Annotated in this window: 25 protein-coding genes and 1 tRNA gene; 11 read left to right on the top strand and 15 right to left on the bottom strand. The window is 63.4% G+C overall.

Going from position 1 to position 17,332, the window contains the following annotated elements:
- Positions 1-60: 60 nt before the first annotated feature.
- From QQK95_RS11715 to QQK95_RS11700, 4 genes are all read right to left on the bottom strand, one after another.
- Entirely contained in the window at positions 61-294 is a 234-nt protein-coding gene (locus tag QQK95_RS11715) for a DUF378 domain-containing protein (protein ID WP_019859308.1), read from the bottom strand.
- A gap of 119 nt (positions 295-413) precedes the next feature.
- The gene (locus QQK95_RS11710; protein ID WP_284272394.1) at positions 414-659 is read right to left on the bottom strand and encodes a DUF982 domain-containing protein; all 246 of its coding nucleotides are present in this window, start codon (positions 657-659) and stop codon (positions 414-416) included.
- Positions 660-1,688: 1,029 nt separating this feature from the next.
- Positions 1,689-1,762 (bottom strand) — tRNA-Gln (locus QQK95_RS11705).
- A gap of 37 nt (positions 1,763-1,799) precedes the next feature.
- On the bottom strand, positions 1,800-2,096 hold the full coding sequence (locus QQK95_RS11700; protein ID WP_284272392.1) for a hypothetical protein: 297 nt from the start codon (positions 2,094-2,096) through the stop codon (positions 1,800-1,802).
- A gap of 450 nt (positions 2,097-2,546) precedes the next feature.
- Here QQK95_RS11700 and QQK95_RS11695 point away from each other — a divergent pair, with 450 nt between their 5' ends.
- Positions 2,547-3,083 (top strand): MgtC/SapB family protein, encoded by a 537-nt coding sequence (locus QQK95_RS11695; RefSeq protein WP_284272390.1) that lies wholly within the window; start codon positions 2,547-2,549, stop codon positions 3,081-3,083.
- Here QQK95_RS11695 and QQK95_RS11690 read toward each other — a convergent pair.
- A complete protein-coding gene (locus tag QQK95_RS11690; protein WP_284272388.1) occupies positions 3,080-3,982 on the bottom strand; it encodes an alpha/beta fold hydrolase in 903 nt (300 codons plus the stop codon). The two genes, QQK95_RS11695 and QQK95_RS11690, sit on opposite strands and share 4 nt — an antisense overlap.
- Before the next feature lie 160 nt (positions 3,983-4,142).
- Here QQK95_RS11690 and QQK95_RS11685 point away from each other — a divergent pair, with 160 nt between their 5' ends.
- The gene (locus QQK95_RS11685; RefSeq protein WP_284272386.1) at positions 4,143-4,442 is read left to right on the top strand and encodes a hypothetical protein; all 300 of its coding nucleotides are present in this window, start codon (positions 4,143-4,145) and stop codon (positions 4,440-4,442) included.
- A gap of 8 nt (positions 4,443-4,450) precedes the next feature.
- Positions 4,451-4,669, top strand: a complete 219-nt coding sequence (locus tag QQK95_RS11680; protein ID WP_284272384.1) for a hypothetical protein — start codon at positions 4,451-4,453, stop codon at positions 4,667-4,669.
- 54 nt (positions 4,670-4,723) lie between these two features.
- Here QQK95_RS11680 and QQK95_RS11675 read toward each other — a convergent pair whose 3' ends face one another.
- From QQK95_RS11675 to QQK95_RS11655, 5 genes are all read right to left on the bottom strand, one after another.
- Entirely contained in the window at positions 4,724-4,969 is a 246-nt protein-coding gene (locus QQK95_RS11675) for a DUF982 domain-containing protein (RefSeq protein WP_284272382.1), read from the bottom strand.
- Between the two features lie 24 nt (positions 4,970-4,993).
- A complete protein-coding gene (locus QQK95_RS11670; RefSeq protein WP_142886695.1) occupies positions 4,994-5,230 on the bottom strand; it encodes a DUF982 domain-containing protein in 237 nt (78 codons plus the stop codon).
- A 115-nt stretch (positions 5,231-5,345) separates the two neighbouring features.
- Positions 5,346-5,801, bottom strand: a complete 456-nt coding sequence (locus QQK95_RS11665) for a GFA family protein (RefSeq protein WP_284272377.1) — start codon at positions 5,799-5,801, stop codon at positions 5,346-5,348.
- A 217-nt stretch (positions 5,802-6,018) separates the two neighbouring features.
- Entirely contained in the window at positions 6,019-6,198 is a 180-nt protein-coding gene (locus QQK95_RS11660; protein WP_027052489.1) for a DUF3606 domain-containing protein, read from the bottom strand.
- A 502-nt stretch (positions 6,199-6,700) separates the two neighbouring features.
- Positions 6,701-6,892 carry a hypothetical protein gene (locus tag QQK95_RS11655; RefSeq protein WP_284272371.1) on the bottom strand — a complete coding sequence of 64 codons (192 nt, stop codon included), beginning with the start codon at positions 6,890-6,892 and terminating at the stop codon, positions 6,701-6,703.
- Between the two features lie 154 nt (positions 6,893-7,046).
- Here QQK95_RS11655 and QQK95_RS11650 point away from each other — a divergent pair, with 154 nt between their 5' ends.
- Positions 7,047-8,006, top strand: coding sequence for a prohibitin family protein (locus tag QQK95_RS11650; protein WP_284272369.1), 960 nt, complete (start codon positions 7,047-7,049; stop codon positions 8,004-8,006).
- 57 nt (positions 8,007-8,063) lie between these two features.
- On the opposite strand, the gene QQK95_RS11645 is transcribed toward QQK95_RS11650, so the two are convergent.
- Positions 8,064-8,432: a VOC family protein gene (locus tag QQK95_RS11645; RefSeq protein ID WP_284272368.1), complete on the bottom strand. Its 369-nt coding sequence runs from the start codon at positions 8,430-8,432 to the stop codon at positions 8,064-8,066.
- Positions 8,433-8,660: 228 nt separating this feature from the next.
- On the opposite strand from QQK95_RS11645, the gene QQK95_RS11640 reads away from it, so the two are divergent.
- Positions 8,661-9,086 carry a DoxX family protein gene (locus tag QQK95_RS11640; RefSeq protein WP_284272367.1) on the top strand — a complete coding sequence of 142 codons (426 nt, stop codon included), beginning with the start codon at positions 8,661-8,663 and terminating at the stop codon, positions 9,084-9,086.
- A 58-nt stretch (positions 9,087-9,144) separates the two neighbouring features.
- On the opposite strand, the gene QQK95_RS11635 is transcribed toward QQK95_RS11640, so the two are convergent.
- Both QQK95_RS11635 and QQK95_RS11630 read right to left on the bottom strand, forming a co-directional pair.
- Positions 9,145-9,450 carry a hypothetical protein gene (locus QQK95_RS11635; RefSeq protein ID WP_284272366.1) on the bottom strand — a complete coding sequence of 102 codons (306 nt, stop codon included), beginning with the start codon at positions 9,448-9,450 and terminating at the stop codon, positions 9,145-9,147.
- A gap of 118 nt (positions 9,451-9,568) precedes the next feature.
- The gene (locus QQK95_RS11630) at positions 9,569-9,838 is read right to left on the bottom strand and encodes a hypothetical protein (protein ID WP_284272365.1); all 270 of its coding nucleotides are present in this window, start codon (positions 9,836-9,838) and stop codon (positions 9,569-9,571) included.
- A 338-nt stretch (positions 9,839-10,176) separates the two neighbouring features.
- On the opposite strand from QQK95_RS11630, the gene QQK95_RS11625 reads away from it, so the two are divergent.
- The gene (locus QQK95_RS11625; protein ID WP_284272364.1) at positions 10,177-10,584 is read left to right on the top strand and encodes a hypothetical protein; all 408 of its coding nucleotides are present in this window, start codon (positions 10,177-10,179) and stop codon (positions 10,582-10,584) included.
- Positions 10,577-10,909 (top strand): hypothetical protein, encoded by a 333-nt coding sequence (locus tag QQK95_RS11620; RefSeq protein WP_284272363.1) that lies wholly within the window; start codon positions 10,577-10,579, stop codon positions 10,907-10,909. Before QQK95_RS11625 ends, QQK95_RS11620 begins: the two co-directional genes overlap by 8 nt.
- A 118-nt stretch (positions 10,910-11,027) precedes the next feature.
- Here the strand turns inward: QQK95_RS11620 and QQK95_RS11615 are convergent, their stop codons facing one another.
- Positions 11,028-11,234, bottom strand: a complete 207-nt coding sequence (locus tag QQK95_RS11615) for a hypothetical protein (protein WP_284272362.1) — start codon at positions 11,232-11,234, stop codon at positions 11,028-11,030.
- A 954-nt stretch (positions 11,235-12,188) separates the two neighbouring features.
- Between QQK95_RS11615 and QQK95_RS11610 the strand changes: the two genes are divergently transcribed.
- The gene (locus QQK95_RS11610; RefSeq protein WP_284272361.1) at positions 12,189-12,659 is read left to right on the top strand and encodes a GNAT family N-acetyltransferase; all 471 of its coding nucleotides are present in this window, start codon (positions 12,189-12,191) and stop codon (positions 12,657-12,659) included.
- Between the two features lie 93 nt (positions 12,660-12,752).
- Here the strand turns inward: QQK95_RS11610 and QQK95_RS11605 are convergent, their stop codons facing one another.
- A complete protein-coding gene (locus tag QQK95_RS11605; protein ID WP_284272360.1) occupies positions 12,753-13,460 on the bottom strand; it encodes a hypothetical protein in 708 nt (235 codons plus the stop codon).
- A 197-nt stretch (positions 13,461-13,657) separates the two neighbouring features.
- Here QQK95_RS11605 and QQK95_RS11600 point away from each other — a divergent pair, with 197 nt between their 5' ends.
- The 3 genes from QQK95_RS11600 (at position 13,658) to QQK95_RS11590 (ending at position 17,248) form a co-directional block, all read left to right on the top strand.
- Positions 13,658-15,205: a glycosyltransferase family 39 protein gene (locus QQK95_RS11600; RefSeq protein ID WP_284272359.1), complete on the top strand. Its 1,548-nt coding sequence runs from the start codon at positions 13,658-13,660 to the stop codon at positions 15,203-15,205.
- A gap of 174 nt (positions 15,206-15,379) precedes the next feature.
- Positions 15,380-15,898 carry a peptide-methionine (S)-S-oxide reductase MsrA gene (gene msrA / locus QQK95_RS11595; RefSeq protein ID WP_284272358.1) on the top strand — a complete coding sequence of 173 codons (519 nt, stop codon included), beginning with the start codon at positions 15,380-15,382 and terminating at the stop codon, positions 15,896-15,898.
- A gap of 333 nt (positions 15,899-16,231) precedes the next feature.
- Positions 16,232-17,248, top strand: coding sequence for a formyltransferase family protein (locus QQK95_RS11590; protein WP_284272357.1), 1,017 nt, complete (start codon positions 16,232-16,234; stop codon positions 17,246-17,248).
- Positions 17,249-17,332 lie beyond the last annotated feature (84 nt).

The following is a 17,332-nucleotide window of genomic DNA, read 5'->3' as shown; positions in this document are numbered from 1 at the left end:
CGACAAAAGGCGTCGCGCCCAACCGGGGCGGCAGGTTTTTCCGCCGCCCCGGCTTGCCGGTCACCGGTGATGAGGGAGATGCCTTTCGGCATCGACTTCCCCAACCGTGAAGCTCTGGAAGCCCGGCATGAGCTGCCATATGGCTGCAAGGCCTATGATCAGATAGGCCAGGCGGGCCAGCATGGCGCCTCCAAGGACCGTGCCGATTACGTCGTAGCCGGTCACACCCATGGACAGCCAGTTGAGACCGCCAAGGATGATGAGGGCGAGCGTGACGAGGTTCATGATGCGCATAAACGCCTCCTGATGTTGCCTGACAAAAAGACGTCCGTAGAAAAACGCTTGCCGTTTCAGACGGTTCCGTCGATCACGAAATTGTGAATGACGGTTGCGATCCGTGAATGCGGCGCGGCCTACTCGACCAGTATATGCGCCTCGCGCGCGGCCTCGACCAAAGCCTCCCTGGCGATGTCGGCAGGTACGTCGCCGCTTGTCGCTTGGCGGCAGGCGCGCAGCGCGGACTGATGTTTCAGGCTGCCGGCGTCGCGCCAGTGTGTCGTCAGCAATTCGATGGCCTGCTGTGTATTGGACAGATGGCGGGTGGCGCCGGCCACACCAACCGAAACCACCACGGGCTTGGAGAACCACGCAGTTTCCATTGGAACCTCGCCAAGATTACCGCAAAAAACGCGCATGTCGGCGCAAGGTTTCATCCCTGCCAATCACTGTCGCGTGACGCTGGGCGGGTGCACCTTCGAATGTTCGCTCGGGATATGCACGACGCGCGAGACCTGCGGGGTTCCTCGATCGAAAGCGAAACGCGTTCCCCGATCCGCGGCACTGGCTGGAAAAATGGCGTCGGCAGCGCACTGGAAAGCATGCGTGGTAACGGTTGATTCAACCATTGCTGGTATTTTGAATGGGTAAGGTAGCGGCTCCGACAGTGCAACGGGGGCCGGGTTGCCGGAGCCGCCTGCGCGGTCCGGTTGGGGTTTGACCGCGCTGTTCCAAAATAGGACAGCGCGGTCAACGATTCGTTAAAATCCAAGATAGCTAATCAAGTTCTCGCTAATTGAATGGCGATTTTGCCGCGACGGCAAACCGGCATTCGATCGAAGCTGAATCACGGCCTGATGGAACATTAGCCGTTTCTAATTGTTTGTATTTGTAGGCAGGGGAGGGGGCATCCCCTGTTCAAGATCGGGTCTCCGATCGGCCCGCGCGCCTCTGGCCGAGAGCGCGGGCTTTTTCGAGCCGGCAGAGGCGGCGGCCCGGCACACCTGGTTGGGGCAAGTAGCGTGCCGGGCCTAACCGGCTTGGGGCGGCTGCCGGCTGGCTATATATGCGATATGGCTAATATATCCGAAGCATTCGAATGAAGGAGGTGTATATCGCGATTGGATAAAGTAACGGAACGTCCAATGGACGATACCGGAACCAAAGCGGTTACGTCAGACCTTTGCGTGAGGGGCATGGGACCTTGGTCCCCATGCGAAAAACCCGCCACAGGAGCGACCTGCAGCGGGTTTTCGGAGTGGCTACATCCCAAAGGAATCGACCGCTTGTGGTTATACTGTGAACCACGTGGCCGCGTTCGCCTATGGTGTGATCACGGAAGGCGGGCTGGGGCAGGCGTCACCGAAGCATCCGGTGGATGTCGACCCAGAAGCCAACGATCCGATTGTGCTTGGTTCCCGCTCATGGGCTCGAACCACGATTCACGCCTTCAAAGGGCGCTGTCCTACCATTAGACGAAGCGGGAGAAGCTCGCATGCTTATGCCGTCAGGACGGCGAAGCGTCAATTCGGGAAGTTGTCGACCGGCTGTTCGCAGCGATAGACCGGGCAGTGGCCGTCGCGCGCCGGGATATAGGCCGACATCGGCACTTCCGGCCAGTCGCATTCATTGCCGAACTGCCTGACATAGCGGTCGTAGGTGTTCGGTCCCGTGGTCAACACCACGGCACGATGGCCCTGGATCATGGCCCGGATCTCGGCGCAACTCATGCCGCGGCTGTCGGGGCGGGCCTGGGCGGCAGCGGTCGCCGCGAGCACGGCGCCAAAGGTGATCAGCAAGACAGGAAGGCGAGCGGACATGAAGGCTTCTCTTTGGTTCGGGTGCATTGTCCCATAAAACCAATGATGTGTCCGCCGGTTCCGCGACGGGCCGCGCATTGCGCGGGAAAAGACACGGCGCAAGGCCGCCCGCGCAACCAAATCAGGCGTCGCGCATTGCTGGTCATGGATGGCAGGAAGCCTTACGAAACGCCGCAATGGTGGCCCGGAAACGAGGGCCGCGAAGCCATGTGCTGTTCCTTCTGCGGCGGCCGCGACCACCGCTTCGAGGAGTGCCCGCAAAGGATCGATCCGCCTGCCGCTCCATCCAGGGACGATACAGACAAACCTCGCTGACCCGTTTGCGGGAACGGGATTGCACCACCGTCTGACCGCTTCGCAGCGGTCATGGGAAACGACCTCCACCGCCAGGCGGACGGAACCGCCCTCCGTCGCTCACGTTGTGGCCGGCAGGGTCTTCAGAGGGAAATCATGGAACAACTCGTCGAGGAATTTGGCCATCCGACCTACACCTCGTTCCCGGTCATCGCCGCGCGTTTGCTGCTGGCGACACTGTATGGCGCGGCGATCGGCTTTGAGCGTGAATGGCGCAACCGTCCCGCCGGGCTGCGCACGCATATACTGGTCTGCGTGGCCGCCGCCACCTTCGGTATCCTGACCATCGAGATTGTCCATGCGCCGATGTTCGCGCAGGAGTCCGTCAAGGTCGATCCGATCCGCGTGGTCGAGGCGGTGACGGCAGGCGTCGCATTCCTTGCCGCCGGGTCGATCCTGTTTTCGCGCGGAGAAGTGCACGGGCTGACGACAGGCGCCGGCATGTGGCTCGCCGGTGCGATCGGCGTCGCTTGCGGCCTTGGCCTCTGGCAAGTGGCCGGCCTTGCCACGCTGATCGTGCTGATCGTCGCGGGGCTTGTATATCGGCTCGGACCCCGCCCGCAGGGAATAAAGGGCGAACGCCATTCGGCGTCTCCTCCCTCGAGCGGCGGCGCGGGCAGGGTCGGCCACTAGACCCGGGCCGGTTGGCCGAAGAAATCCGCCAATTCACGCGCGGTTTGTGCCGGCGCCTCCTCGGGGAAGAAATGGCCGCCTGGCATGGCCCGGCCGCGGATATCATCGGCCCAGCCCCGCCAAAGAGCCAGCGGCCCGCCTTCGCCCGCGTACCAATCGGCAAGCGCGCCTTGCCCGCTCCACAGCGCCAGCACCGGGCAGCGGATGCGCCGGCCGGCGGCCCTGTCGGCACGGTCGTGCTCACGGTCCAGCGTCGCCGCCGCGCGGTATTCCTCGCAGATGGCATGGATATGGGCGGGATCGCGCAAGGCATCGATGTAAGCCTGGCGCACGTCGGGAGGAAACACCGACGGCGACGATCCCCAGCCGCCGAGCGCGTTGTCGACGACCGCCTCGGCGGATCCCCGCAGCATCAACTCCGGCAAGGGCTCGGGCTGCGCCAGCAGCGACCAGGGCCAGTAACCCTGTGCCAGTCTGGCGTCGGCCCGATCCCACGCGTCGGCCGTTGCGACGATGTCCAGCACCGCAAGCTTTTCAACGCGGCCGGGATGATCAAGCGCCATGCGGTACGCGACACGCCCGCCGCGATCATGGCCGGCGACCATGAAGCTGCCGAAGCCGAGTTTGGCCATCAAGGCCGTCATGTCGGCGGCCATGGCCCGTTTGGCATAAGGGGCGTGAGCGCTGTCCGACGACGGGCATGAACTGGTTCCATAGCCGCGCAGGTCGGCGCATATGACGGTAAACCGCTTGGCCAATTCAGGCGCCACGTCGCGCCACATCAGATGGCTCTGCGGAAAACCATGCAGGAGCAGCAGCGCTGGCCCTTCGCCCGCTCGGCGGATGAATATGCCGGCACCGCCGGTATCGATCTCCATCGTCTGAAAGTCGCGGAACATGCTGGTGCCTCCTTGCCCCGGCAACGGCCGGAGGCTGGATTTGGTTGCGGATGGTCGCGCCAGGGCGCCCAGCTTTGTTCGCCAACCTTTCGGGCAGTTGGGCGTTGTCCCTGCGATGAGAGGCTGCCGGGGGCGGCCGTTAAAGCAAAAGGAGGCCCGGATGAAACCTCTGGCCATCGCGTCGCTGATGCTGGCCCTGGCCGCACCCGCGGCCGCACAGACGGATCAGCAGCAGGGCACCAACAATCCGAATCCGCAGGGCGACAAATGCCTCGTCCAGCCCGATCAGGGCAAGCAGCAGCCAGGTGGCGGCGATCTGAGCGAAAAGCTCAATGATTGCGGCGGGGTGCTGAAGCCGCCAGCCACTGGCGACCAAGGCATGGCCACGCCGGCGCCCGACGAAGGCAAGACACCGGTCATCAAGCCGGGCGAAGTGCCGGCTCAGCCGCCCGCCAAGTAGAGGCCGGATTGTCGGCGTTGTTTCCGCAAGACGGAACCTCGTATCCCGAGAAACGTTTCTTTCAGGAATACAATTTGAAAGGACGGGCCTTGAGAGATATTGCCAGCACAGCCACGTTTATTGCCACTATCGCCATCGTTATCGTCTTGATTCTGATGGCGCCGAAGAGTTTTGGGTTCGAGACCTCTCATCCGATCGTGGATGGCGATCTGCCAGCGCAAAAATAGGGGGCTGCATCCGCAAAAGGCAGGCGATGCACATCGCCTGCTTTTTTTGTTCGGTTAGCGAACCAGCACGCCGGCGTGATCGCACAGCGCCGTAAAGGCTTCCTGCGCCTGTGCCGTGCCGTCCTTGTCTTCCAGCGCCGCCTCGATCTTTTCGCGCGCGGCCTGGTAGAAGGGACCGCGGCTGGCATGCGGCCAGTCGATCAGGATTTCACTGGCGTCCTTAAGGGTCGCCACCTCTCGGATCGTGTCCGAGCCATGCGGCTTGATCCGCACCGGTGTCGATAGCATCACATCGGCCATTGTTTTTCCCGCCTCTGTTTTCCGTTACTGGAGGATGCGGGCTTCGCGCGCGGCGTCGATCATCGCCCGCATCGCCTTTTCCGGCGGCGTCCAGCCGTCCAGCGCATCGCGGCAGCAGCGCAGTGCCGCCTGGTATCGCCGGCCTCGGCCGGCCGGCCAGTCGCCGAGGCATTCCAGGCCCTCCCAGGCGCTGCGCACGACGCGCTCGCGTTCGGGGGCGAATTTCAGGCGGATCGGTCGGGGAAAAATCTTGTCGTTCAACTGAAGTCTCCGTGGCATGCCGCCCGGCACTGACCGGTTGTGAACAACCGCACTCGCGACAGGCGCCGGATAACGTCGCCGACAAAGCAGGGTTCCAGGCCCGAAAGATCAATTTTCAATCGTGCACGACGGCGTCCGACAGAGGTCGCGCCGGCGGCGGAGCTGCGTCTTCCGGCATTGGCCGCTCAAGGGGCCGGTCATGCTCGAACTGTTCGGTGCCGGGCAAGGCATGCAGCCAGGTCTCGCGGCGGCTGATCCACAATTCGTACTGCGGCTCCAGGTCGGTCGGCGCGACGTCGAGGCTGCCGAGCATCACCTCGACTTCATCGTCGCCAACCCAGGCGACGCGGCTGCCGCAGGTCGGGCAGAAGCTGCGCGTGCCGTAAGAGGCGACTTCGCCCGATGTCTCGAAGGCGTCGCGTGGCCATATCGCAAAGGCCGAATAGGCCGAGCCGCTGGCCTTGCGGCAGTCCTTGCAGTGGCAAAGGCCGATACGCATCGGCTGGCCGGTGACGACGAAATGCACGCCGCCGCACAGGCAGCTGCCGGTTCTGCGTGTGGTGTCGGACATGATCGCGGCCCTCCCTCGGTCTGGCTTTCGTCAGTCTGGCACGCCGGGGGCCGGGCGGAACAGATGATCGCCGGCCATTTTGTTGGCCAGGAACCGGGACAAGACATCCCGTTCATCGTACCGCCACCGGGCTGGGTACTACCAACCCGGCCGATGCGGCCCGCAACATGCTTCAACGCAATGCCGGCGAAATGGTTGCGGCTTGCGGCAGCCCCGTCTATCCGCGCGCGGCCATGTGGTTGTCGAGCTTCTTGCGCGACGGGCCATAGCGCTTGATGATGGTCTGGGCTTCGCTCTGCGGGATGCCGTATTTGCGCGCGAAGGCGGCGACCTCATAGGTCTCCTCGCTCGAAACCAGCTTGCGGTCCTGTTTGATCTTCGATTTGTCGTCTGGCATGTCGGGCCTCGCTTCCTGTCAGCCGCATGATCACGCGGACATCGGTATATAGGATGTCGCGGTCAGACATAACAGCGACCGGCGCTTGCTGGTTCCATGGCCGGCGGACGACGGAAGCCCGACGCGGATCGCAGGCTGTCAAGCCGATGCAGAGGGCGGGCCAACGACATGGGGATCGGCCTCGCCACATTCGGCGCAAGGCGCGCTGGCACCGGGACAGCCGCGCCGGTGGGTGCCGGCGGGGCAACAAAGCCCGTTGGAGCTTGTCCAGCGCGGGCATTCGAAAACCTGCCCTGTGCCGCCACAGCCGTTACACTCAAGGACCGGTGACCGGACCAGATAGGACTTCGTCCCAAACCTCACGCTCGCGCCCAAAACCAAACCCACCCAAATAGATGCACCGGTGTGCATTAGCCCCGTCTAACGATACCACGTTGCGGGTTACGGACAAGTTTCAGGATCATTAATTGTTGGTGAACGCCGGCGCCGGGCGCCTTGGGCCTCAGTCCGCCTTCAGCTGCCTGGCGGCGAGATACATGAGCGCCGACGCGGCCTGGCCGCGATCCCAGCCGGCGGCCTCGACCTTGTGGAGCAGCGCGTCGAGATGGGGGACGAGCATCTCCCGGCAGTCCCGTTCATAGGCGGCACTCATCGCCGGATGCTGCGGCGCGGCGATGGTCAAGGCCTTGGTCATGGTCGATTCCCCCGTTTTGACGTCCATCATAACATCAGCCGGCAGACCGAAATAATCCGATTTCACTGGCGCGGAAGGCCGCGACACTCCACATCTCAGCAATCTTGCCGCCAAGATTCCGCCTGGGATCGGGCAATGACAACGGGGGTTGGCAATGACTGATATGCAAGGGAATTCGAACCGTGCCCAACAGCACGGTGCCGTCGGTTCGCGCTCGATCGGCAGCGGCATCGTCGCGCTGGCCATGGTGCTGGCGCTGGTCGGTGCCGTCATGGGGTCCTGGTACACGATCGACCAGGGCGACCGCGGCGTGCTGTTGACCAATGGCGCATTGAGTTCGGTCGTCGATCCCGGCCTGCATTTCAAACTGCCCTGGCTGCAGCGGGTCGAGAAGATCAGCCTGCGCCAGCAGGTGTTGAAATGGGGCTGCGAGAACCAGAGCGATTGCGGCAATCTGCCGGCCATGCAGGCCTATTCGCGTGACCAGCAGCCGGCCGACATGCGCGTCACCGTCAATTTCCACGTGCCGGAGGCGGAGGTCTCCAACGTCTACACCAATTACGGGTCGATCGAAGCGCTGGCCGACCGGGTCATCGCCCGCAAGGCACCGCAGGAGATCAAGACGGTGTTCGGCCAGTACGACGCCGTGTCGGTGATCCAGAACCGCGCCAAGTTCAACAAGGATGTCGCCGACGCCATCTCGTCGGTGACCGACGGCCCGGTGATGATCGACAGCGTCCAGGTCGAGAACATCGACTTTTCCGACGCCTATGAGCAGGCGGTCGAGGCGCGGATGACGGCGCAGGTGGAGGTGCAGAAGCAGGAACAGAACCTGCAGCAGGAAAGGATCAAGGCCGATATCGCGGTCACCCAGGCCAAGGGCCGTGCCGACAGCGTCAAGGCGGAAGCCGAGGCCAGCGCCTACAAGACCAGGATCGAAGGCGAGGCGACGGCCGAAGCGATCAAGGCGCGCGCCGCCGCCCTCGCCAACAATCCGCTGCTGGTCGAACTGACCAAGGCCGAGAAGTGGGACGGGCAGTTGCCGAAGTCGATGATCCCCGGCTCGACGGTGCCGTTCCTCGAACTCAGCACGCCGGCGCCGGTGGCGAACTGAGGTCCAGGCCAGGCAACGAAGAACCAGATGATGATCCCGAACGGGCTTCGGGAGGGATCATGCCCTCGGTTCGAAAAGCTCGACCACATTGCCGGACGGGTCTTCGCAAAGGATCTGGCGGCCGCCGGGGCCGTCGACGATCTCGTTGCGGAACGGCACGCCGGCCTCGCGCATGCGGGCGGCGAGCGCCGGCAGGTCCTGCACTTCGATGACGATGCGGTTCCAGCCGCCCGGCTGCGGCGTGCGGCCATCCGGCATCGGTCTCGCCGCCGACGCCATCGGGCCGGCGAGCCAGAACGTCAGGTCGTCGCGCTTCAGGATGGCCATCGCCGGACCGAACTGCTGCCGCAGCGCGAACCCCAGATGCCTGGTGTAGAATTCTATCGCCAACTCGACATCGCTGACGAGATACCGGACCGTCGCCATAAGATGGCTCTCCTCACAAGCTGATCAAGCGCCCCTGCCGAGGGTAGCTTTCGGGACAGGCCGCGGCAAGGTTTCCGGCCCGGCGGGGGCGTCCCGCCCATGAGCGCCGGACCGGCACCGACGTCCGTCGCGGCACCGCTTGCGGACAAAAAATTTCGGGCCGGTGTCGGAACCGCGCCGCATCGCTCGTCCTTGGGTCGATATCCATTCCAACCCTGGAGAGACAATATGCCGGACATCGTTCAATCGCCGTGGCAGACCGCGGCCCTTCTCGTCGCCCGCCTGGTCTTCGCCGCCGTCTTCCTGATGGCGGTGACCTTCAAGTTCATGGGAATGGGCGCCACCGCAGGCTTCATCGCCGCCGCCGGCTTTCCCTTTCCGTTGTTTCTGGCTTGGTGCGCGGCAATCCTGGAGGTGGCCCTGGTACTGTGTTTCCTGAGCGGCGCCTTCTTCACCCAGGCGGCCTTGGTCGCGGCGGCCTATGTGCTGTTTCTGGCCTTTGCCTTCCACGGTCCCAGCCACTGGGCCGGCAACCAGGCCGAGTTTGGCTTCTTCATCGACCATTTTTCCTTCATGGCCGGTCTGCTCTTCGCCGCCGTCCACGGGCCGGGACGGACGCTGGCGCTGAACCTGGGCTGGCCGGGCAAGGCTTGAGGCGAGCAACAAAAATTGGAGGTTCGCCGTTTGCGTGAAACGGTGAACTGCCCGGGCCTCACAGCTGATCGTTGTAAGGTTCCTTCATCTGGCCGACCATGCGGGCCAGTTTCGAGAAGGATGGCATGTCGGCCTCCGGCTGGCACTGGTTGGCGAGCTCCAGCAGCCGGATCGGGAAATTCACGGCGTCGCGGCTCGACGCCGACATGCCATTGGATCGCTCCTCGCCGGTTTCGCTGGCCTCGGCCTTGCGCAGCGCGATGTCGATCTCCTGCGTTGTCAGCACCCCCTTGCGAACCAGGACGTGGTTGATCGAGGCGACGGCCATCAGCAGGCCTTCGAGTTGCAGATTGGCGACGTTCATGGTGATTGCTCCCTCATTGACCAAAGGGGAAACGCGCCAGCGGCGTTTCCGATCCGAAGCCAGGCGTCGAGCCGGTTTCAACCGGGGTGCCGGGCAGGGGCTGGCCCGTGCTGCCGGCCTATTCCCGAACCAGGCGCTCGCCATATTCGCGCCACACCGCCTTGACCTCCAGGCTGCCGAGGCGCGGGATCGACGGATCGCCGCAGGTGATGGCGACGGCGCTGATGTCGTAGTTGGGAAATGCGTTGGCGACGAAGCTGATCGCGTCGCCGAGCGAGTTCACGCGGATGACCGGATCAGCCTGGCCCTGACCGGTGCTGCGCACACCGGAAACCGTGGCTGGAGCATGCCGCATCCTGAAGACGGATGCCATGGCTGGCCTGTCCATCGTCCTCTCCTACAAGGCCGTACGACGCGAATCATTCCATGAGCTTCTTCTGATGGTCCCACAGCTGCCGGCTGATGAAAAGCCGGCTAGCCGATCCGGGTTTCGACGGCGGCACAGAGCCTGATCGAGGAGGCTTGGGAGGTTTTATGATCTAGGAATTTTTTCCTTGACCATGTGAGGGCAGCCATGCTACATATTTGTCCATGGTGCTGATTTGCGCCAACGACCCGCCGCCGAGGCGGGTTTTGTGTTTTGGGCGCCTCCTTTCAGTGGCAGCGCTGCGGCTGCCGATTTGAAGGCGGGGCGCGCCGTAGAGCGCGACCTCATCGAGAAATCCAATGACCCAACGCTACGCCACGATCATCACCGACGATGACGGCCGCGAAATCGTCAGCGCCATCGGCGTGTTCGAAGGCGCGCCGCCACGCCCGCGTCTGGGCCGTATCGAGCCGGTTGCATCCGGCGCGCTGATCGGCATGGTGCGGGATGCGGGTGGTGGCTTTGGTTTTTCGCAAGCCGGCATCGGCGGCCACGCCATGGGTCTCGTGTTGGCGCGGCTCAGGGCGCAGGCCAGCGTGGCAAGACGTGCCGGTGCCGCAAAACCTGCCGCGACCGCCAGGCCGAAGCGCGCGAAGAGGGCCAAGGTGGCGAAAAGGAAATCCCGCTCGAAGAAGCCGGCCAGATCGGCGCCGAAGGCTGGCCTGGCCGCTTCCGCCGGCGGTGCCGTGGATCGAGCCGATGGCTGACGAAGCCGCCGCAAGGCCAACGCGCGGCAAGGCGAGGCCGGCAAGGCGCAAGCCCGCCCGCGCGGCGGTCGCGCCGAAGCCTCGGCCGAAGCGGACGAAGAAGACGCTGGGCGACGATTTTTTGGCCGCCGTGCGCGCCGATTTCCGCGCGCACGGCGCCGGCGTCATCGCCGAGGTGCGGGCCGACAAGCCCGACCAGTATCTGAAGATCGTGCTGTCCGTCTTGCCCAAAGATTTCGATGTCGCCATCAACCATCTGGACGCCTTTTCGGATATTCTGTTCGAGGTGATCGTGCGGAAGTTCAGGCCGGCGACGGAAGACTGAAAGGCCGCACAAGCGGGCTTCTATGTTGCTGATGGTTGCTTCGTGATCTTCCCGGCAGGCTACGTGACGCGAACGCGTCGATGGCCGTGGCGGCCTTAGGTTCCGATATATGTGCATCTCAATGGAATCTGGTTTTGAAGACGCGAAAGACTTCGCACCAGAGGCGGAAATCGGCCGGTCGCCCGGCGAAGTGTGCTTCCATGGCACAGTAGGCCGCTGCGGTCTGCGCTTCCGGCCCATAGAGCTCGATTGCGGCAATTACTGCATCGTTAGGATCGACAAAATCTGAAAGCCTCAGTGCCGCGCCATTGTCTGTCCGGAGCATCGAGCAACACCTTCTGTTCAGCGCCTTCCACATATTTGGCGCAAATCACGCCACCTGCGGCCCAGCGGCTTGGTTGCTAGTGGGGACTGGCAGCGGAAGGCCACTGGGCCTGACCGGCAGGGCCTTGAGGATGGCAGCGCCGACTGGCGAAAATGTATGCACCCCTGCTCATGTCAGCGAAACATGCGAACGAAGGAAGGGCAAGGCGCGCTGGCTCCGGCTGGCCCCGCGCCTTGGTTGGGGCGGTATGGAGCACCAATCGAATGATGCGCGGGCCTCCGGTTTCATTGCAAAATGGATGGCCGGCATCATTGGGGAAACCGAACTGATTTCGCTCTCCAGGCAACCACGTTAAGCCAAATCGCTCGTGGATCTCCGGTCGCCGGCATTCGGAACTGAAACAGGTTTCGCAGCTTCTATCTGAGTGAAGCTTAATGAGGCAGGCCTAATGTTCAGTGACAAGGAAACCCGATTTTTGGAAGCTGGGCTGTTCATGGCGGTGCCGCTCTCGATCCTGATCGCGGTCTTGCTGGTTAGCGTCACGTTTGGCTGGTTTGGATGACAGATTGCACGCGGAGGGGGGCGACCGACCGCCGGTATTCTTCACATGCATTCCTGACCACGATGGCATCCAGGCGAGGAGCAACCGACGTTCGATCGAGGTGAAGGCACTTCAATTGCCCCCTCGGACACTCGCCGCCGCCTTCCTGATCGGCGTGTCTGCGATGTGGATTTCGGATATTTTTGTTCGAGGTGACCGTGTGGAAGTTTAGGAATAGCTCCGGTCTTGCCCTGCGTCCAAGAGTTCACTCCTGACGGCTCGATCGAGCCGTTGCCCGCCTCGGCTCGCGCCGCGGCGGGCTTTTTGCGTTTGTGGCCCCTGACCGGCCACTGCTATATCGCGGTACAAGCTTGCCGAACTCGCGGCGGCGTTGATCCAGCCCGGGGTTACGGATGCAGATTGAGCGATATGACGGGGACCGCGAAATATTGCTGCCGCTGTTTGCCCTTGCCGACGATTCCCCCACGCAGGTTTCCAGCTATATCGATGCGGGCGAGGTGCTGGTCGCGCGGGAGGGCAACAGGATCATCGGCCACGTGCAGATCATCGAGACAGGCGAGGGCGGTGTCTTCGAGCTCAAGAGCCTGGCGGTTCGTCCGGCAAGACAGAGCGAGGGGCTGGGGCGTGCCCTTGTCGCGGCGGCCATCACCCGCTGCCGCGAGCGCTATGGCCGGCGCCTGATCGTGTCGACCGCGGCGGCCGATATCGGCAATCTGCGATTTTACCAGAGACAGGGCTTTCGGATGTATCGCATCGTGCAGGATGCATTCGGGCCATCGACCGGTTATCCCGAAGGTTTGCTTGTGAACGGCATTCCGCTGCGAGACCAGGTGGTCTTCGAACGCGACCTCGGCGCGGATTGAGGGGACCGTCCGCCCGCTCCGGCTTCGAGACCATCGCAGACCATCCAATAGCCCGCACCGGTCCGCCGGGCGGGCTATTTTGCGTTTCTGGACCTAGGCGAGAATGTTGACGGCGCGGGCGGCGACCAGTGCGATCGTCAGCAGCGATATCATCGACTCGGCCATCATCAGAAGCTTGGCGCGCTGTGACAGCGGCAAGGTGTCGGTCGGCGAAAACGCCGTCGCATTGGTGAAGGCGAGGAAGAAATAGTCGACGAACCCCGGCAGCCAGTCGCGGATCTCGCGGTCGTTCAGCGTCATTTGCGGGAACAGGAAGTCGGAATGGGCGCGGTTGACGAGGCCGCAGGTCGGCGGCCCGCCGCGGTCCGTGCTCCAGAACCACAAGGCAAAGACAATGACGTTGGTGACCCAGATGTTGAGCGCGTCGATCAGCAGCGTCTGGCCGCTGGAGCCGGCATGGCCTGCCAGCAAGGCGCGCACCAGGAACACCAGCGAACCGCAATTCATGACACTGACGACGCCGGTCATCACCAGCGCCGTCCTGCGGATGACGACGCGAAACCTGCCGACCAGATACCAGTGCTCCTCTTCGATCGCTTTCTGGCTGGCGACCTGTGTCCAGGCGGTGGCGACAGACAGGGGCACGAGCAGCGCGGCCTCCAGCGCCGGCGCCAGCCAGCGCGGGCCGAACGAAAGATCGTTGATCACCAGGAGCTGCAAACAGATGATGACGAGAACAGCCGCACGTGCCAGCCAGAAGTCGAGCGCGCGATGGTGGATGACGGCATGCTGGTGACGCATCGAATATCCGGGATGTTCAGACAGGATCAAATGGGCGGCTGTTCTGCCGGGGAAGGGCAACGGAGCGCCGAAATTCCTGCCCAATCTTGGTCTTGCAATGGCCTGCAAGTATACTTTTTCGTAAGCTTTGACGTTGGGGCTGTTCGGCAAACCGGACGATGTGGTTTAAGCGCCGCATGGTCGGAATAGATGACTCCATGGATGGTTGGGCGCCGGCGGGGCTGACCGCCGCCGGCCTCGAACCGTCATCGGTATGGCCCGGCCTGCTGCGCCATCCCTGGTATTTGCTGGGGTTTTTGTGCCTGGTGCAGATCCTGTGCTGGACGGTGGTGCCGGCATTGATCGATCCCGCCCCGCCCGGCGATGTGGTGGAAGGCTTCATGTGGGGCCGCGAATGGGTGCTGTTGACCTACAAGCACCCGCAGCTTCCAGGCTGGCTGCTCGAAACCAGCCATCTTCTGACCGGATCGTTCCGCTGGCCGCAATATATGCTTGCCCAGCTGACGATCTCATCGACCTTCATCCTGGTCTATCTGCTGGCCCGCGACATGCTCGGGCAAAGCCGTGCGCTGGCCGCCGTGCTTTTGATGCCGTCGGTCTATTTCTTCGGCTGGCCGACCCCGCAATTCAATCATGACTACGCGCAGATGCCGTTCTGGGCCGCCATCTGCTGGCTGCTCTGGCGCGCTGGCCGTGGCGGCGGGCCGGGCTGGTGGCTGGCGCTCGGACTGGTGTCGGGCGTCGGGCTCTATGCCAAGTTCTCCACCGGCCTGCTGCTTGCCTTCGGCGCGCTCTGGCTGTTGTGCGACGCCCGCGCGCGCAGCCGGCTGGCGACGCCCTGGCCATGGCTCGGCCTTGCCGTTTTTCTCGCCGTTGCCGCGCCGCTCGCCGTCGCGCTCTACCGCATCGATTTCCTGCCGCTGACCTATTTCGCCGCCCGCGACCAATGGGTGACCGAACACCGGGCGCGCCTCTACTATATCGGGGTCCAGATGGCCGGGCTCTCCGGCTTTCTTCTGGTGCTGATGATATCCGGGCTGTTGCGGCGCTCGCCCGCCCCCGAAGTGCCCGTCGAGCGCGGAATTCTGGTCTATCTCGTGTGGATGGGGCTCGGCCCGGCGACGCTGATCATGGTGGCCTCGTTGTTCACCGGCACCGGCGAGTCCTGGGGGGCGCCGATGTACAATCTTGTCGGCGTCACGGCGCTCGCCGTCCTCGGCCACCGGCTCGGCGCCATCGAGATGCGAAGGCTGGCGATCTGCGCGTTCCTCTGCATCCTCACCATGTCAGGCGCCTACGCGGCGCTCCGCTGGACGGGCTGCAATGTCCGGGGGCGCCTGGACGCCGTCTGCTGGCCGGCGCTGCCGATCGCGGACGAGGCCGAGGCGGTCTGGCACGCGGCGGCGCCCGGCCGGCTCGACATTGTCGGCGGCGATACCCAATTGGCCATGCTGGCGGGCCTCAATGCCTATGACAAGCCGTCGATCTTCACCGACCTCGATACCCGGTTCGCGCCATGGATCACTAGGCAACGCTTGCGCGACCACGGCATGCTGATGGTTTGGCCAGGGCATGACGTGCCGCCGCAGTTGCGGACATGGCTGGGCAACCTGCCGGTCAAGACCGTTCTTTTCAATTGGTCGCGCACGGCGCCGCCGGTGGCAATCAGCTTTGCCGCCATTCCGCCCGGCACGCTGTATCCGCCGCTTGCCGCCGACAGCCAGACCCTGCATCCGGGCAACTGAAAGGGTGCGATCCCCGAGCGCGTTGTGATACGGTTCGCCCGTAGCCGCGCTGTTTCCACGCGACTGGACGAAGCGGACGACAATGCCCATCTATTGGGAAATCCAATTTTGTCTGCGCAATTCCGGGCGGGGAACCGCTGCATCAGCTGGAATTGCCTTTTGAGGAGACGTGACATGGCGACTTCGATCGAACGCGCAGTGCTTGCCGGTGGCTGTTTCTGGGGCATGCAGGATCTGATACGGCGCTATCCCGGCGTCATCTCCACGCGTGTCGGCTATAGTGGCGGCGATGTAGCCAACGCCACCTATCGCAACCACGGCACCCATGCCGAAGCCATCGAGATCAATTTCGATCCGGCGGTGATCAGCTATCGCACGCTGCTGGAGCGCTTTTTCCAGATCCACGATCCGACGACGCGCAACCGCCAGGGCAACGATGTCGGCATGAGCTACCGTTCGGCGATCTACTACACAAGCGACGAGCAGAAGCGGGTCGCCGAAGACACCATCGCCGATGTCGATGCTTCCGGCCTGTGGCCCGGCAAGGTCGTCACGGAAGTCGCGCCGGCGGGTCCCTTCTGGGAAGCCGAGCCCGAGCACCAGGATTACCTGGAGAAATATCCAAACGGCTATACCTGCCATTTCGTCAGGCCGGGCTGGAAGCTGCCGGTGCGCGAGAAGGCCGTTTCATAAGGTTGCGGCTCGTTTTCGGGGAGCAAGGCGGCATAGTTCCCGTGGCCGCGCGAATGCCAACTGTCAGCCGCCATCGGCGATTGACAGTTGGTGGCGTTGCTGGCCAACTGTGCCTGCTGATTTGCTTCAGGAGACACGCATGAAGAAAATCTATGAGAAGCCACTTCTGGTGAAAGGCGGACGGCTTTCCGATGTCACCGCCACGGTGCCGTCTTCACTCGTCAAGGCTCCCTGAACGACGGGGCGACTTTGCAAATCCGGTGAGTCTTGGTGGCCTCTTGAACCTGCCCGGATGGGGATCGGCTTGAGACGCGCCTCGAACGGCTGGCGCCTTTGAGCCCGCAGGCCGGGTCAGGCCGGCTTTCTGCCGTATTCGTGCTCGACATCACACATTACACCGGGCCGCTTCTGGCAGGGTGGCTCGAGGCAGGCCATCGCATTGATGCGATCGTTGTGCCGGGGTACCGCCAACCCCCAAAACACTTCAGCACCGGCAATCTACGCCGAAGACTGAAACGCGGATTTCTGCTCAAACGCTATATAGGCAACACGGCGGTAAGGCTAGTCGAATTTGGCCGGCCCTATGATTGGGGCACACTCGGCGGCCAGTTGTCGGAGTTCAAAGCCGATGTGTTGATCTGCTTTGCGTTTCCGGCGCTGATACCACACGACGTGCTCGGCAGCTTTCCCAAGGGCGGTCTCAATCTTCACCCGGCGCTATTGCCCAACTACCGTGGCCCACACCCTCTCCATCGCCTGGCCGTGGACGGCCAGCATGCCGTTCACGGCGGTGTGACGCTGCACAGGATGTCCGACAGTTTCGATGATGGCGACATTCTCGGGCAGGTGTCGTTTTCCGAAGCAGACTGGGTGTCGCTGCGGACGCTGATCGACAGCGTCGCGACCGCGATGCGCATGCTGGTGAGCGAGGTGGCGCCCGCCTACTGCAAAGGCAGCCTTTCGGGAATGCGGCAGCCAGTCGGTGATTTCGTCTGGGCGCGGCTCGATGCGGCTCACACGATGATTTCCCCGGCCATGTCGATCGAGCATGTTGCCCGCCTATGGCATGTGCTGGGCACTCTCCCGGGCATTTATCTGGATGTGGCCGGCCGCAAGGTCAGGCTGGGATTGCAGATCAGGCGGCTAGGCCCGCCGACAGGCCAGGCGCCATTCACGCGATGGGGGATCGTGGAGTTCGATCTTGCCGATGGCAGGGTCCAGCATCTCACCTATGGCCGTCTGCTCAAGCGGCTCTCGAAATGGTACGCCATGTTGACGCCGTCGCAAGTCGGAAAGTCGCGCCATGAGATAAAGCTGTTCTACGAGCCGCAGAACGGGCCGACACGATAGTTCCTTGACAGTCCACCACCTCGACACTCGAAACGCGGAAGGCCGCGGACCTTGCGCTCCGCGACTTTCCTGGCTGCGACCGAA

It is taken from the genome of Mesorhizobium huakuii (assembly GCF_030160235.1).
In the GTDB taxonomy this organism is placed as follows: domain Bacteria; phylum Pseudomonadota; class Alphaproteobacteria; order Rhizobiales; family Rhizobiaceae; genus Mesorhizobium; species Mesorhizobium huakuii.
Note: the sequence above shows the minus strand (reverse complement) of the source record. Positions and strands in the feature narration are given on the sequence as shown.